Here is a 12,524-nt window from a genome sequence, read left to right as displayed (position 1 = left end):
ATTTTCTGTTCAATGAAAAATCCGTTTCGAAAAAATGGTGCTTTTGCAGCAGAAAACGTTGATTTTCCGCTATTTTCAATCGCATAAAAAAACAGGCTGACCGCGTCAGCCTGTTTTCATCATCATCAATCCGCTCAAAAAGTATAGAATAGAGCTTGCATAAAAAATCATTTGCACCGTGAAAAAGTCAGCGAGAAAGCCGCCTAGCATAATCGCTGCCGCTGAAAAGACCGCTGTCCAAAAATGGTAATTTCCAATTTTCTTTCCGCGCTCCCCGCTGTCTGTAAAATCGGCGATCAGCACTTTTTCTCCGTGCTTCTGCATTGCTCCAAAGAGCCCTAACAGCACTTGGACAAAATACACTTGAACGACGCTTCCGATATGCGGGACATACAAAAGCAGCACGGCCATGCCCCAAGAGTTCGCAAGCAAAAAATAACGACTGTCGAGCCTTTCAGACAACCGTCCGAGCAGCGGAAAAATGAGCGCTCCGCTCAGTCCGAACAATCCGTAGGAAAAACCGAACTGCGTGTAGCTTGAGCCGATGTTTTTCACAAACAAAATATAAAACGGAAAGATTAAGCTGCTTGCGAAAAACACGCCGCTTTGTGATAATGTCAGCCATTTTAATCTGTTTTTCCCCATCATTTATACCTCTGATAAAAATAATTCATAAAGCGTTCATCCGGGTCATACGCACGTTTTTTCTGAAAAAACGCTTCGCTTTTCGGATACGCCTGTCTCATTTGCGCTTTCGTCTGATATGTCATGTACGGCAAATAATAGCTGCCGCCATGCTTAATGGCAACGTCTGTCATGCGTCTGATGATTCGGGCAGTGTCTGCCGTGTCTTCTTTTGAAAAGCCTTCATTTATTAAAAGCACGAGCGAAAACATATCATCCTTCGCGTAAGAAAGGTCGGCTTTTTCATTTTTCTGTACGTAGCGGATCGTGATGTTCAGCAGGTTTAAGTCCTCAGCCGAAAGCGTTTGTCTCAGGTCGTCAATATAGGATGCATACTCCTTTACCGGCACAAAGTATTCCTGCAGAACATCTGTGTTGTCATTGTTTTCATATTCGAGAAATTTGGATTCGGACCGCATCACGTTGTTGCGTGAGATCTCTGTGCCGTTTTGGCTCAGGAAATAGGATTGCTGCGTGTTCCACAGCCAATTCCTTCCCCATTCATACCGTCTTGACAAGCCGAGTGCAAACTTTGTGACTCCCGTATACTCGTCTTCTTTAAGTTCGCTGTATGAGGACAGCTGATCCTGATGATTAGCCAATACGTAATTCGTGACATACATGTCTTTCAAAAATCCTTTTTTCGCTGTTGAAATTCGCGCCAGATGCATCCGGACATCCGGATTGCCTTTTGCATGGTTTGTAAAATAGTCTGCATAGGTGCTGTAGTTGATTTTTTCAGTCTTCATGACATATAACTCATCATCCGTCAGCTCAAGCGTGACATCGAGAATCACGCCAAAAAGACCGTACCCTCCGATGACTGCCGTAAACAAATCATCTTTTGGAGTAACGGTGACGATTGTTCCGTCCGCTTTTAAGAGCCGAAATGATTTGACGGTATCAATCAGCGAACCATAGCGGATATCACGTCCGTGGGCATTGGCGCTGAGAGAGCCGCCAATTGTAAAAATGTTTTGTGACTGCATGACTTTTACCGCAAGCCCGTATGGATTCACGTATTTCTGAATGTCATTCCATGTGGCACCGCTTTGCACTGTGATGGTTTTCTTTTCTTGATCGAGTGACAGGATTTTGTTGTACCCTGTCATGTCGAGAACGATGCCGTCCTCATAATATGTATGGCCGCCCATGGAGTGCTGGGCCCCGGCAATTGAAATCTTTATGTTTTTTCGATTTGCTTCTTTGACCGTGTCAATGAGCGTTTCCTCTTCCTGCCCTTTCACTGTCTGCTTAATTTTCACAGGCATCAGGCGGCTGACATCCGTCATCTCGCTAGTGTCTGTATTTTGATCTGAGTGAACAGAATACGCAAACAGGGCTGCATACGCGCCTGTACAAAGCGCGAATGCAAGCAATTTCTTTTTCATGGCGCTCTCCCTGCTGTTTTTTTATGACCATTATACCATGTCTGCGCCCTCATTTTTCCAGATTATCTTCTTGCCCGTTTTTCGGCACGGCGGTCGGCGACGATAAAGCAAGCGTGAATGGCACCCGGCAGCCAAAAAATACAGGTCAATATGAGATTCAGCAATGCCTGAAACGGTCTTCCCGAAAACAAAACAGCGAGCGGCGGGCATAAGACAGCCAGCAGGTACATCATTTCCTTTCATCTCCTTTCAGCTGTAAAAAAGGACAGCCTCACATGTCAGGCTGTCCTCTTTTGTTTTGTTTTATTGAATGCCAAGCGCGATTTTTGCGTATCTGGACATTTTATCTCTTGTCCAAGGCGGATTCCATACAATGTGAACTTCTGTCTCTTTCACTTCCGGAAGGTCCGCTAACGCTTTTTTTACTTCATCCACGATAATCGGCGCTAAAGGGCATCCCATCGATGTCAGTGTCATTGTAATGTGCGTCAAGCCGTCTTCATCCATATCAACGTCGTATACCAAGCCAAGGTTCACGATATCAACGCCAAGCTCAGGATCAACAACCTGTTCCAGGGCGCCCATGATGTTTTCTTTTAATGCTTCTTCCACGTTCCCTCACTCCTTTTTTTATACAGTATAACGTAAATTCAGCCCTTGTTAATAACTTCGTGCTTTATAAGTGCGTTTCAAACCATTCAATCGTTTTTAACACTGCTGCCCGCGGGACTTTATGGTCGGCGTTTTCATCCCCGATAAATTGCAGGCGTTCCGGCTGCTCGCTGTAGTGGGATTTGATGGTGTCGTAAAATTTCCGAGTCGGCGCGTAAGGCACGACTTTATCTTTTACGCCGTGCCAAAATAATAGCGGGCGCTGGCGCAGTTTCTCCGGCTGAAGACTGAGATCACGCAATTCGAGACGCTTCATCAGCTCCTGCACCTTCTCTTTTGGCACATCAATTTCAATGCCCTGAGATTGAATATGGTCTATCTGCTGCTGAAACAGTTCCACGTAATTCGGGCTTCCCATCAGGCTGACGCCGGCTTTTATCCAATCATAAGCAGTCAATGCGCCAAGCGTTGTGATGCCGCCCATTGACGTGCCTGCCAGACCGATGCGGCCGCCATCTATCAGGCCCTCTTTTTCAAAATGGGTTTTGAGTACGCCGATTTCTTCAATCTCGTTGAGAACAATGTCCCAAAAATGGCCGGCCAGCTCTTCAACAGCCATTTGCTCTCCCCGTTCGCCATGGTGCAGAGCCTCCGGCAGTACCGCTCTAAAGCCCTTCTCCGCAAGCAGATAAGCGATATGAAGGTTATGTTCCTTCGCGCTCGTAAAACCATGTATAAAGATCACGAGAGGAACAGCGCGGTGCCTGTTCTCTTCCTTTACAATATGTAAAAACGGAATACCGGAAACGGTTTGATTTTCAATTTGAATCACAATGTGCCCCTCCTTAGGATAACCATAATCATAAGTGTAACATGTAGACAATAAAGATGGTAAAAAGCTACACTGTAAGTAAGGCAAAACAAGCAAAATCTAAGGTTAAAGGAGCTTTTCATGGAGACAAAACCCTATTTAATCGCATTAGACTTAGATGGAACGCTATTAAAGGATGATAAAACCATATCAGAAAACACCCTTCAGACCATACAGCGCCTAAAAGATGACGGGCATTATGTCTGCATCTCGACGGGCCGTCCGTATCGTTCAAGTTCCATGTACTACCAGCAGATGGGGCTGACAACGCCAATTGTCAATTTTAACGGAGCGTTTGTCCATCATCCGCAGGACGACAGCTGGGGACGGTATCATACCTCGCTGCCGCTTGATGTTGTCAAACAGCTAGTGGAGATCAGCGAGAGCTACAACGTACATAATGTGCTTGCTGAAGTCATTGATGACGTGTACTTTCATTACCATGATGAGCACCTGATTGATGCCTTTAACATGAACACAACGAATGTGACGGTTGGAGATCTGCGGGAGACTCTCGGTGAGGATGTTACGTCTGTGCTCATTCATGCAAAAGAAGAAGACGTCCCAGCTATTCGCTCCTATTTATCGGATGTGCATGCCGAGGTAATCGATCATAGAAGATGGGCCGCCCCGTGGCACGTCATTGAAATTATTAAAAGCGGCATGAATAAAGCGGTCGGCCTGCAGAAAATCAGTGATTATTACGGCGTGCCGAGGGAGCGGATCATTGCTTTCGGAGATGAGGATAACGATTTGGAAATGCTTGAATTCGCCGGCTGCGGCGTTGCAATGGGAAATGGAATTGACGCAGTCAAGCAAATTGCCAACCGAACAACGGCTGCAAATGAAGAAGACGGCGTGGCAAGGTTTTTGAAAGAATATTTCTCACTTTGAAGCCCGATTTTTCCCACTCATAAACCTTACTTCGCCCCACCATACTATTGAAGACGACTCATCTCGTCAAAGTATGGAAGGGGGCAGTCTCAAAATGGGTAAACGAAGCAAATCCAGAAGGTTTATTCACCAGGGTAAAGACTCCATCGGGCAACACGCCGCAAGATTTCCATATCGGTCTACATTAGAAGAAGCTCACCAGCATGCCGCAGCACGAGACTCGGCCGAAAGGCAGTATGAATATTAAATGAGAAATGAACTGTTTCAGCAGGCAAAATCATTTGTTCAACAGGCTGTCATGGTGACAAACGGCTTTGAGGAAGGCGATCAGGAGCAAGCGATTCTGAGAGCCAGAAATGCTGTATCTTCTGCGTATGCCAATTCGACAGATGCAGAACGTCGCCAGCTCCATCAATTTCAGGATCAGCTGGACAAACTTCAATAAAAAAAGGCTATGGCGAATCGCCATAGCCTTTTATTTGACTTCAAACTGCTGAAGAGCCTGAACCTGCTTGAGATTTTCCGCTCTGCCCTTAAATGTCACCTTCACTTCATAGGTTCCGGGCTCAGGGACTTCCTTCCACACATCAGAGAAATCATATGTTTCGCCAGATTCAAGCGTGAGGTTTTGAAAAGCCTGCGTAAACATTTTGTCTTTCGAATAACGGTATCTTTCTTTGTGCTCAGAATCATACACGACAAGTTCAAATTTTTGTCCTGTGCTGAATTGAAACTCGACAGCACGTTCGCTTTGGTTCTTCAGCGACATATTAAACTTGATTTGTTCAGGCTCCTGAATTGCGTCAATAGATAAAACAACCTCTTGATTCTCCATTCCGCCTGATACCTCCTTATCGGGTTCTGTCTGCTCATCTTTCCCGCAGCCTATCAAAAGCAGCACGGGGAGGAGCATCACAAGCAGCCGTTTCACGACTTCCACCTGCTTTCGTCAGTCTTTTCTAAAGAAACCAAAAATCCCTGTCGTTTGAACGATGTTCGTAAATGCTTTTGGATCAACTTCTTTGACGATCTTTTCTAAATCGTACAGTTCATACCTCGTGATGACGATAATCATCATTTCTTTCTGTTCGTTCGTAAAAGCTCCTTTTGCCGGAACAGTTGTGATGCCGCGCACCATTTTTCCGTAGATGGCTTCTTTGATTTCGTCCGCTTTTTTCGTCACGATCATCGCCGTGAGCTTCATATGGCGGGTGTGAATGGCGTCGATCACCCTTGTTGTCACGTAAAGTGTAACCAGGGTATATAATGCTTTCTCCCAACCTTGCAATAATCCTGCCGTCAAGATGATAATCCCGTTCAGAATGAAGAAATACGTGCCAACGGGTTTATCCTTCCACTTCGCAAGCACCATGGCAACGATATCCAGCCCGCCTGTAGAAGCGCCGTATTTTAATGTTAAGCCGATCCCGACTGCTGAAATGACGCCGCCGAATACGGCGTTCAGCAAAATGTCATGCGACAGGCTTGTTTCCGGCAGGATCCCCATAAACAAAGTAGTGAGTGCGACACTTAAAATGCTGTACACCGTAAACGATTTGCCGACCTTCAGCCACCCTAAAATACCGACCGGAATGTTTAAGAGGAACAAGAGCGTTCCTGTCGATATGTAAAAGGGGGCATATTGCACAATGACGCTTGATAAAAGCTGTGCCACACCCGTAAATCCGCTGGCATATACATCTGCCGGAATCAAAAATAAATTCAGCCCGGCTGCATTAAGTAAAGCGCCGATGATGACGATGAGTAATTTTTTTGTTTGATCTAATACCATGGCATGTTCCTCCGCTCATTCTTCTTTATTATGTTTTCCCTTAAAACAAATATTTGAACACGATTTTGGCAAATTAATATGATATAGTTGGCTTAACTCTCTTGATAACGGAAAGAAGGGAAGCAATATGACAGTTCATCTCATCGCTGACAGCGCCACTGATTTGCCTCGTTCTTATTTTGAAGAAAAAGGCATTGGCTTTATTCCGCTTAGGGTTTCTCTCGGCGATAAAGAGTTCGAAGATGCAGTCACAATTCATGCGGATCAAATATTTGAAGCGATGCAAAATGGAGAAACGCCTAAGACGTCCCAAGCCTCACCGCAAACAATTAAAAATGTGTTTTTGCAATATGCCGAAACAGGTAATCCCGCTCTTTATATTGCCTTTTCCTCAGGCCTCTCCGGCACATATCAGACGGCTGTGATGATCGCCAATGAAGTGAAGGAGGAATTCCCCGATTTCGATTTGCGGGTCATTGATTCCAAATGCGCTTCATTAGGATACGGGCTGGCCGTCCGGCATGCCGCCGATCTCTGTATCAACGGGAATACAATACAAGAAATTGAAACGTCTGTAAAGAACTTTTGCAAACAGCTTGAGCACATTTTTACCGTGGATGATTTAACATATCTCGCCAGGGGCGGCCGCATCTCAAAAACATCCGCTTTTGTCGGCGGTCTGCTGAATATTAAACCGCTGCTTCATATGGAGGATGGCAAGCTTGTGCCTCTGGAAAAAATCCGCGGGCAGAAGAAACTTTTCAAACGGATCATCGAGCTCATGAAAGAGCGCGGAGATGATTGGAGCAATCAAACCGTAGGGATCAGCTACGCCGCGAACGAAGAAAAAGCCGCTGATATGAAACACTTGATTGAGGATGCGTTCAAGCCGAAAGAGATTATCATGCATTCAATCGGTTCTGCAATCGGCTCGCACGCCGGCCCCGGCACATTGGCAATTTTCTTTTTAAAAAAATGAGCAAACAAAAACAGTCAGGCTCCAGTGTCCCGACTGTTTTTTGATTGCTATTGAATGCCGACAGCCTCATACGCTTTTTCAACTGAAGCTGATTGCTTTGAGCCTTCACCATATAAATCATTGGCGGCTTCGATCGCTGCTTGCTTCATCATGCTGAAATCTGTAGATGCCGTTACATAATACGTTAAAGCCCGATAGTAAATTTGTTCACATGCTTCACGCCCAATGCCTTCAACCTGTATATTGTGGTGTACGCCTCCTTCTGCCAGAAGGTAAGCTGCTTTATTGTGGATGGACGAATTGATATGGACTCCGCCATAATCCTCCGTTCCTGTGTAACGGTTCGAGTAATGATCTGGATTGCCCTGCTTAGACGGATCTTCTAATGACCGTAATGAATCTCCTGCAATACCCGGGGTATAGACATCCTCGCCGATTTCCCAATCATCGCGGTCTGCCATTGCCCCCATAATGTCGGAAATGGACTCGTTTAATGCACCGGGTTCTCCTTGATATAACAGGCCGGCGGAATACTGTGTGACTGCGTGTGTGATTTCATGTGCGACAATGTCGAGCGATCCGGACAGCGGCTTAAATGTTGCGCCGTCTCCATCACCGTATACCATCTGGACGCCGTTCCACGCCGCGTTGTTCCACTGATTGCCGACATGCACGGTAGACGTAATCCTTGCTCCGTTTCGATCAAAAGAATCACGGCCAAATGTCTTGCTGTAATAATCGTAAACGGCTTGCGCATTTGCATGCGCGTCTACTGCAGCCGGTTCTTTAAATACGGATGTGCCGCTGACTATTTCCTTGCCGGTATACCCGATCAATTGAGACAAAATCGTAAACAAGGTTTCATTGAGGTTCTCCGCGTCAAACGTATTAATCCCTTTTCCCCTTGTTTCGTCCGCCAAATAAAAGCGCCCATTCAGTTCTGTGACTTCAAAGCTTTTTTCATCGCCTGACACGCCGATTCCTGTACCTGCCGCTTCATGAATGGCATTAAAAGACTCGATGACCTCTCCGCTATTGGCATCAATAAAATAATGCCAATATCCTGGCTCAGGTTCAGATGTCGAGAGTCTCACAAGGTAGGCAAGATCATACTTACCGTCGTGCGGATAGATATATAGTTCGCCTTTCGGTTCCCCGTCAAGATAGTTGATTTTTCCAATGGCAGCCTCGAGGTCGTGCCGCGCTGTTCGTATTGCTTTTTCCTCTGAAATAGACGGTGTGGCGGGTACGCCCTGGATTTGCGGATGCACCTTTCCGAAAAAACTTTTCACCTGACTGTTTTCCTTCATCGCGACCGCTTGTTCAAAGCCGTAAACCGGAATTCCTTTGTAAACTTCCGCTAATTTAAAAAACGTTTGTTTTGTCTTTGGATCCTTTATGGTTTTGGAAATGCTAAAATGGCTGTTCGCATTCCCTTTAAGCTTAAAATGCGTTTGATGCTCGTCAAGATAGGAAAATAGCGCTTCTTTCTGTGTTGTGTTTTCTGCTGGCTGCTGTGGTGACTTTTCGATGATGTATGAAGGGGTTTGATACGTATGGTCGTATTTGATGCTTTGGTCAGCTGAGGCAGGCGTTACAAAAAACATTTGGGCTGCCGTGCATAAGCCGGCCAGCAATAGAGAGGTCTTGGCCAGATTGTGCAAAAAACCACTTCCTTCCTGTTTTGGAATCTATCATTTTTTCTTCATCCTATCAAAAAAACAAACACTTGTATGTGGTGCTTCGTTCTTATTTTCCCAAAAAAAGAAGGGCAGAGATATTTCGCTCTGCCCTTCTTTTTCTACTCTACTAATTTTTTATTCACATAAATAATAACTCCTGCTCCATATGCCAATATAAGCGGGGGTATGAGCTGTTCCTGGCCTTGGAATGAGATAAAGCTATTCAGCAATATGAACAAACCGGAATTCAAGAAAAAGTAGCCCGCTATTCTGGCCAGCCGATCTTTATCCCGGATACGCGCCTCATTAAATCCGGCCAGCATCCAGGTTTGTTTTTTGATTCCGACAAAATAGGCAACCACAAAAAATAAAAGCGCGATGACGATTAACAGATAATTGATGCTGATTTCCATATTACAGCCTCCTACAACATTACTTGACGTTTAGAAAAAGAAAAAAAGCGGCACAGCTCCCAGCAATCAGCAGCAGGACGACGACAGCATTGAGGAACGGCTGCAACAGAAGCAGCACTGCCAAAAACAGCAGATAAGCCGCACCGACTCTCGAAATCGTGTCAATCTCCTTTTGAGAGCGCATTTTGTTTTTTCTGACGCCGGCAAACATCATCAGTTTTTTCCGCTTCCACACATATCCGGCAAGCACCGCTAAATAAACGGCCAGCGGCACATATCTGTAATCGGGCGGCAGCAGCGGCAGGGCGATCATCACGGCAATGAGAAGGACCGAAAGCCAGCTTTTGCCCAATAAAGACCTCCTCCTTTTCGTTTCTCCCCTATCACCCATCACAACTGCTGCAAGCTCCTTCGGATGAGAAAATTCGGTTTCGACAGCTTCCTGCAGCTCCTCTTTACTAAAGCCGGCTTTGATTCTGTCTTGAACGAAAGCAGTTATATGCCCCTTTAATTCGTCGATAGCGTTTTCTCTCTCTACATCAGGCATATTCGCCAGCTCTGCATTTAGTTCCTCCATGTACCGGTCAATGATATGCTGTGCATTCATAGCAAATCCTCCGATAAAGACAGTAAGGCTTGATGGGTTTCCAGGTACTTCTCCAGCCGTTCTTTTAACATTTCTTCTCCTTTTTGCGTCATTTTGTAATACTTTCTCTTCGGGCCGTCCATTGAATCCTCCCAAAAAAATTCGATCCATCCTTTCTCGGTCATTCGTTTCAGAATCGGATAAATCGCCCCCTCTGAAATAGCAAGTGCCGAGGTGGTTTTTAAGGATGACGTCAGCTCATAGCCGTACATCGGTTTAGAGCGCAGCAGGGAAAGAATGGCCAGCTCGAAAATCCCTTTTCGAAATTGAACAATCCAGCGGTCATTAACTTGATTCGTTTTCATGGTTTAAATATATCGAAAAAAACACTATATATCAATCACATATAGCTGAGTAAAATGTCCTGTTTTTCTCTTTTGGAAAAAATGGAATTTCTCATACCTTTTAACCTTTTTATTACATAAATGTTTTTATATTATGAAAAGTGAAAAAACGATTCTAGAGGTTAAAAGGAGCAGTCGAATGCAGAAATCGATATCATTTTTTGTCATTTTTTCAGTGCTTTGGGGTTCGTTATTTCTGTTTTCTATTATTGGCAGCCTAGGGACAACCCCTATTCCGCTGACAAAGGACTCCAAATTTCTCATGTCCAGCATCCTCCCGCAGGGCTGGGGCTTTTTCAGCAAAAATCCGCGTGATACTGCAATCGGCTTATATGAGGCTGAAGATGCCAGCGCCAAGGTCAGATGGCCCAATATGAGGGCTGACAACCTCTTCGGCCTGTATCGGTACGGAAGGTCACAAGGTGTTGAAATGGGCGTGATCTACGGCCAGGTCGGCAAGGAACAGTGGACAGCATGTAAAGAAAAGGACCTTGGCGCCTGCAAAAGCACAGCCAAAACCGTGCAGTTAAAAACGCCTGCTCCCCGCCCGCTGCTTTGCGGCAGCTATTATTTGACGAAAGAGGATATTGTGCCTTGGAGCTATTCTAAATACACCCCTTCGTCTTATCAGGTAAAAAGCATAGTCAAGGTTGTGATCTCATGCTCGAAAACATAAAACAAACCATCACCGGATGGGACGAAAGAAACCCGTGGACAAATGTATACGGCCTTGCGAGAAGCATTATCGCGCTATCCAGCCTGCTGACGCTGCTCGTCAATCATCCGAGCCTCATCATGAAGCCAGCCAGCGGAATCAGCAGTTACCCTGCTTGTAAAATGAATCTCAGTCTCTTTTGCCTTGGCGAAAATAACTATATGATGTTAAATCTTTTCAGATGGGTCTGCATTGCCATTCTGGTGCTTGTCGTCATTGGCTGGCGACCCAGAATTACAGGAGTTCTCCATTGGTATGTCAGTTACAGCCTCCAGTCATCACTAATCGTCATCGACGGAGGCGAGCAGGCAGCAGCTGTCATGACCTTTTTGTTGCTTCCCATCACGCTGACTGATCCGAGAAAATGGCATTGGAGCACGAGGCCTATAGAGGGCCAAAGAACACTTGGAAAAATAACAGCTTTTATTTCTTATTTTGTAATCAGAATCCAAGTGGCGGTGCTTTATTTTCACTCTACCGTCGCTAAGCTGTCCCAGCAGGAATGGGTGGACGGAACAGCCGTCTATTATTTCGCCCAGGAAAAAACCATTGGCTTCAACGGCTTTTTTCAGGCGTTAACGAAGCCAATTGTAACAAGTCCGTTCGTGGTGATTCCGACATGGGGGACGCTGTTGGTTCAGACTGTCATCTTCGCGGCGCTGTTTGCGCCGAAAAAGCATTGGAAATTGATTTTGATCATCGCTGTTTTTATGCATGAGATTTTTGCAGTCATGCTGGGCCTCATCAGTTTCTCGCTTATCATGGCCGGCATTTTGATATTGTATCTCACTCCTATCGATTCCACGATTCAATTTACATATATTCGCAGACTGTTGTGGAATAAAAAACAAAAGAAGGGAGAGGTTTCAGTTTGAAGAAGGCGTTTCTAGTGTTTTTGTCGGTTGTATTGGTGACGACTGTGTTTTTGGTGAAGCAGCAAGAAAGTGTAGCACAGGCAAAGCAGCTTGAATACTCAGGTGAAGAGATTTTTAAAGGGTTTGTGTTTGCTCAGGGGGAAGTCGGCAAACAGCTTCCAGAGGTCTTTAATAAAGCCATGACTGACAAACTCAACACAAAAGAGGCAAAGGCATTTGCCAATCAGGTTGTCGCTGATATTAAAAAAGAGGATGCTGACTTTTTTGACAACCTGAAGAAAGCTGTGTACAGCAAAGATGCATTGAAAGTGGATGAACTGCTGAAAAAAGCGGGACAAATCGTTGAAGAAAAAGTAGAGGCTGCAAAGGAAATCGCAGCTTCCAAGGATGATACATCCAGAGTTCAGGCCGAGCTCGTCAACACGGTTGAAACCGCAAACTATTTCTATTATGTTTCCTATGTTGCTGCAGCCGGTGCCCTGATTTTGGTCATTCTTGCTATTGATATTACGCCGATCGCGATTTCAGACAATGTGGATCGCGAAATGGCAATCAGAACGCTGGTTGATGAATTAAACTAGACATCAAAAAAGGCTCGCTCCGCAGTTCTGCTGCAGGCGAGCCTT

Annotated in this window: 18 protein-coding genes; 7 read left to right on the top strand and 11 right to left on the bottom strand. The window is 45.3% G+C overall.

Annotated elements, in window-relative coordinates:
- Window positions 1-105: 105 nt before the first annotated feature.
- From MOC09_RS01100 to MOC09_RS01080, 5 genes are all read right to left on the bottom strand, one after another.
- Window positions 106-645 (bottom strand): MFS transporter, encoded by a 540-nt coding sequence (locus tag MOC09_RS01100; RefSeq protein ID WP_268361609.1) that lies wholly within the window; start codon window positions 643-645, stop codon window positions 106-108.
- Window positions 645-2,075: an FAD-binding protein gene (locus tag MOC09_RS01095; RefSeq protein ID WP_268361606.1), complete on the bottom strand. Its 1,431-nt coding sequence runs from the start codon at window positions 2,073-2,075 to the stop codon at window positions 645-647. The genes MOC09_RS01100 and MOC09_RS01095 overlap by 1 nt, the downstream gene beginning before the upstream one ends.
- A gap of 62 nt (window positions 2,076-2,137) precedes the next feature.
- Window positions 2,138-2,308, bottom strand: a complete 171-nt coding sequence (locus tag MOC09_RS01090) for a YqaE/Pmp3 family membrane protein (protein ID WP_268361604.1) — start codon at window positions 2,306-2,308, stop codon at window positions 2,138-2,140.
- Between the two features lie 70 nt (window positions 2,309-2,378).
- Window positions 2,379-2,687: a metal-sulfur cluster assembly factor gene (locus tag MOC09_RS01085; protein WP_071576496.1), complete on the bottom strand. Its 309-nt coding sequence runs from the start codon at window positions 2,685-2,687 to the stop codon at window positions 2,379-2,381.
- 64 nt (window positions 2,688-2,751) lie between these two features.
- The gene (locus tag MOC09_RS01080) at window positions 2,752-3,519 is read right to left on the bottom strand and encodes a prolyl oligopeptidase family serine peptidase (protein WP_268361602.1); all 768 of its coding nucleotides are present in this window, start codon (window positions 3,517-3,519) and stop codon (window positions 2,752-2,754) included.
- 120 nt (window positions 3,520-3,639) lie between these two features.
- Between MOC09_RS01080 and yitU the strand changes: the two genes are divergently transcribed.
- The 3 genes from yitU (at window position 3,640) to MOC09_RS01065 (ending at window position 4,897) form a co-directional block, all read left to right on the top strand.
- Window positions 3,640-4,452, top strand: a complete 813-nt coding sequence (gene yitU, locus MOC09_RS01075) for a 5-amino-6-(5-phospho-D-ribitylamino)uracil phosphatase YitU (protein WP_268369279.1) — start codon at window positions 3,640-3,642, stop codon at window positions 4,450-4,452.
- A gap of 94 nt (window positions 4,453-4,546) precedes the next feature.
- Window positions 4,547-4,699 carry a hypothetical protein gene (locus tag MOC09_RS01070; protein WP_010329347.1) on the top strand — a complete coding sequence of 51 codons (153 nt, stop codon included), beginning with the start codon at window positions 4,547-4,549 and terminating at the stop codon, window positions 4,697-4,699.
- Entirely contained in the window at window positions 4,700-4,897 is a 198-nt protein-coding gene (locus MOC09_RS01065; protein WP_268361598.1) for a DUF3813 domain-containing protein, read from the top strand.
- A gap of 30 nt (window positions 4,898-4,927) precedes the next feature.
- Here the strand turns inward: MOC09_RS01065 and MOC09_RS01060 are convergent, their stop codons facing one another.
- Both MOC09_RS01060 and MOC09_RS01055 read right to left on the bottom strand, forming a co-directional pair.
- On the bottom strand, window positions 4,928-5,383 hold the full coding sequence (locus tag MOC09_RS01060) for a BsuPI-related putative proteinase inhibitor (RefSeq protein WP_311766011.1): 456 nt from the start codon (window positions 5,381-5,383) through the stop codon (window positions 4,928-4,930).
- A gap of 18 nt (window positions 5,384-5,401) precedes the next feature.
- Window positions 5,402-6,244, bottom strand: coding sequence for a YitT family protein (locus tag MOC09_RS01055; RefSeq protein WP_041520917.1), 843 nt, complete (start codon window positions 6,242-6,244; stop codon window positions 5,402-5,404).
- Between the two features lie 127 nt (window positions 6,245-6,371).
- On the opposite strand from MOC09_RS01055, the gene MOC09_RS01050 reads away from it, so the two are divergent.
- Window positions 6,372-7,223, top strand: a complete 852-nt coding sequence (locus MOC09_RS01050) for a DegV family protein (RefSeq protein WP_268369278.1) — start codon at window positions 6,372-6,374, stop codon at window positions 7,221-7,223.
- 47 nt (window positions 7,224-7,270) lie between these two features.
- Here the strand turns inward: MOC09_RS01050 and MOC09_RS01045 are convergent, their stop codons facing one another.
- The 4 genes from MOC09_RS01045 to MOC09_RS01030 all read right to left on the bottom strand — a co-directional run bounded on the left by MOC09_RS01045 (window position 7,271) and on the right by MOC09_RS01030 (window position 10,269).
- Window positions 7,271-8,887: a M4 family metallopeptidase gene (locus tag MOC09_RS01045; protein ID WP_268369277.1), complete on the bottom strand. Its 1,617-nt coding sequence runs from the start codon at window positions 8,885-8,887 to the stop codon at window positions 7,271-7,273.
- Window positions 8,888-9,024: 137 nt separating this feature from the next.
- A complete protein-coding gene (locus MOC09_RS01040; RefSeq protein ID WP_003233021.1) occupies window positions 9,025-9,318 on the bottom strand; it encodes a DUF3784 domain-containing protein in 294 nt (97 codons plus the stop codon).
- A gap of 19 nt (window positions 9,319-9,337) precedes the next feature.
- Entirely contained in the window at window positions 9,338-9,925 is a 588-nt protein-coding gene (locus MOC09_RS01035) for an HAAS signaling domain-containing protein (RefSeq protein WP_268369276.1), read from the bottom strand.
- A complete protein-coding gene (locus MOC09_RS01030) occupies window positions 9,922-10,269 on the bottom strand; it encodes a PadR family transcriptional regulator (protein ID WP_268358714.1) in 348 nt (115 codons plus the stop codon). The genes MOC09_RS01035 and MOC09_RS01030 overlap by 4 nt, the downstream gene beginning before the upstream one ends.
- Window positions 10,270-10,447: 178 nt before the next feature.
- Here MOC09_RS01030 and MOC09_RS01025 point away from each other — a divergent pair, with 178 nt between their 5' ends.
- Genes MOC09_RS01025 through MOC09_RS01015 form a run of 3 tightly spaced genes read left to right on the top strand, consistent with a single transcriptional unit; the run spans window position 10,448 to window position 12,479 of the window.
- Window positions 10,448-10,984 (top strand): SdpA family antimicrobial peptide system protein, encoded by a 537-nt coding sequence (locus tag MOC09_RS01025; protein WP_268358712.1) that lies wholly within the window; start codon window positions 10,448-10,450, stop codon window positions 10,982-10,984.
- Window positions 10,969-11,898, top strand: coding sequence for a sporulation-delaying protein SdpB family protein (locus MOC09_RS01020; RefSeq protein WP_268358709.1), 930 nt, complete (start codon window positions 10,969-10,971; stop codon window positions 11,896-11,898). The genes MOC09_RS01025 and MOC09_RS01020 overlap by 16 nt, the downstream gene beginning before the upstream one ends.
- Window positions 11,895-12,479: a sporulation delaying protein family toxin gene (locus MOC09_RS01015; protein WP_268358708.1), complete on the top strand. Its 585-nt coding sequence runs from the start codon at window positions 11,895-11,897 to the stop codon at window positions 12,477-12,479. The genes MOC09_RS01020 and MOC09_RS01015 overlap by 4 nt, the downstream gene beginning before the upstream one ends.
- Window positions 12,480-12,524 lie beyond the last annotated feature (45 nt).

It is taken from the genome of Bacillus sp. N12A5 (genome assembly GCF_026790125.1).
GTDB lineage: Bacteria > Bacillota > Bacilli > Bacillales > Bacillaceae > Bacillus.
Note: the sequence above shows the minus strand (reverse complement) of the source record. Positions and strands in the feature narration are given on the sequence as shown.

Bases quoted from the DNA above. Each gene is read 5' to 3' on its own strand.
- MOC09_RS01070 (WP_010329347.1), top strand. From the start codon at position 4,547: ATGGGTAAACGAAGCAAATCCAGAAGGTTTATTCACCAGGGTAAAGAC.
- MOC09_RS01055 (WP_041520917.1), bottom strand. From the start codon at position 6,244: ATGGTATTAGATCAAACAAAAAAATTACTCATCGTCATCATCGGCGCT.
- MOC09_RS01025 (WP_268358712.1), top strand. From the start codon at position 10,448: ATGCAGAAATCGATATCATTTTTTGTCATTTTTTCAGTGCTTTGGGGT.
- MOC09_RS01050 (WP_268369278.1), top strand. From the start codon at position 6,372: ATGACAGTTCATCTCATCGCTGACAGCGCCACTGATTTGCCTCGTTCT.
- MOC09_RS01040 (WP_003233021.1), bottom strand. From the start codon at position 9,318: ATGGAAATCAGCATCAATTATCTGTTAATCGTCATCGCGCTTTTATTT.
- MOC09_RS01065 (WP_268361598.1), top strand. From the start codon at position 4,700: ATGAGAAATGAACTGTTTCAGCAGGCAAAATCATTTGTTCAACAGGCT.
- MOC09_RS01090 (WP_268361604.1), bottom strand. From the start codon at position 2,308: ATGATGTACCTGCTGGCTGTCTTATGCCCGCCGCTCGCTGTTTTGTTT.
- MOC09_RS01035 (WP_268369276.1), bottom strand. From the start codon at position 9,925: ATGAATGCACAGCATATCATTGACCGGTACATGGAGGAACTAAATGCA.
- MOC09_RS01100 (WP_268361609.1), bottom strand. From the start codon at position 645: ATGGGGAAAAACAGATTAAAATGGCTGACATTATCACAAAGCGGCGTG.
- yitU (WP_268369279.1), top strand. From the start codon at position 3,640: ATGGAGACAAAACCCTATTTAATCGCATTAGACTTAGATGGAACGCTA.
- MOC09_RS01030 (WP_268358714.1), bottom strand. From the start codon at position 10,269: ATGAAAACGAATCAAGTTAATGACCGCTGGATTGTTCAATTTCGAAAA.
- MOC09_RS01095 (WP_268361606.1), bottom strand. From the start codon at position 2,075: ATGAAAAAGAAATTGCTTGCATTCGCGCTTTGTACAGGCGCGTATGCA.
- MOC09_RS01020 (WP_268358709.1), top strand. From the start codon at position 10,969: ATGCTCGAAAACATAAAACAAACCATCACCGGATGGGACGAAAGAAAC.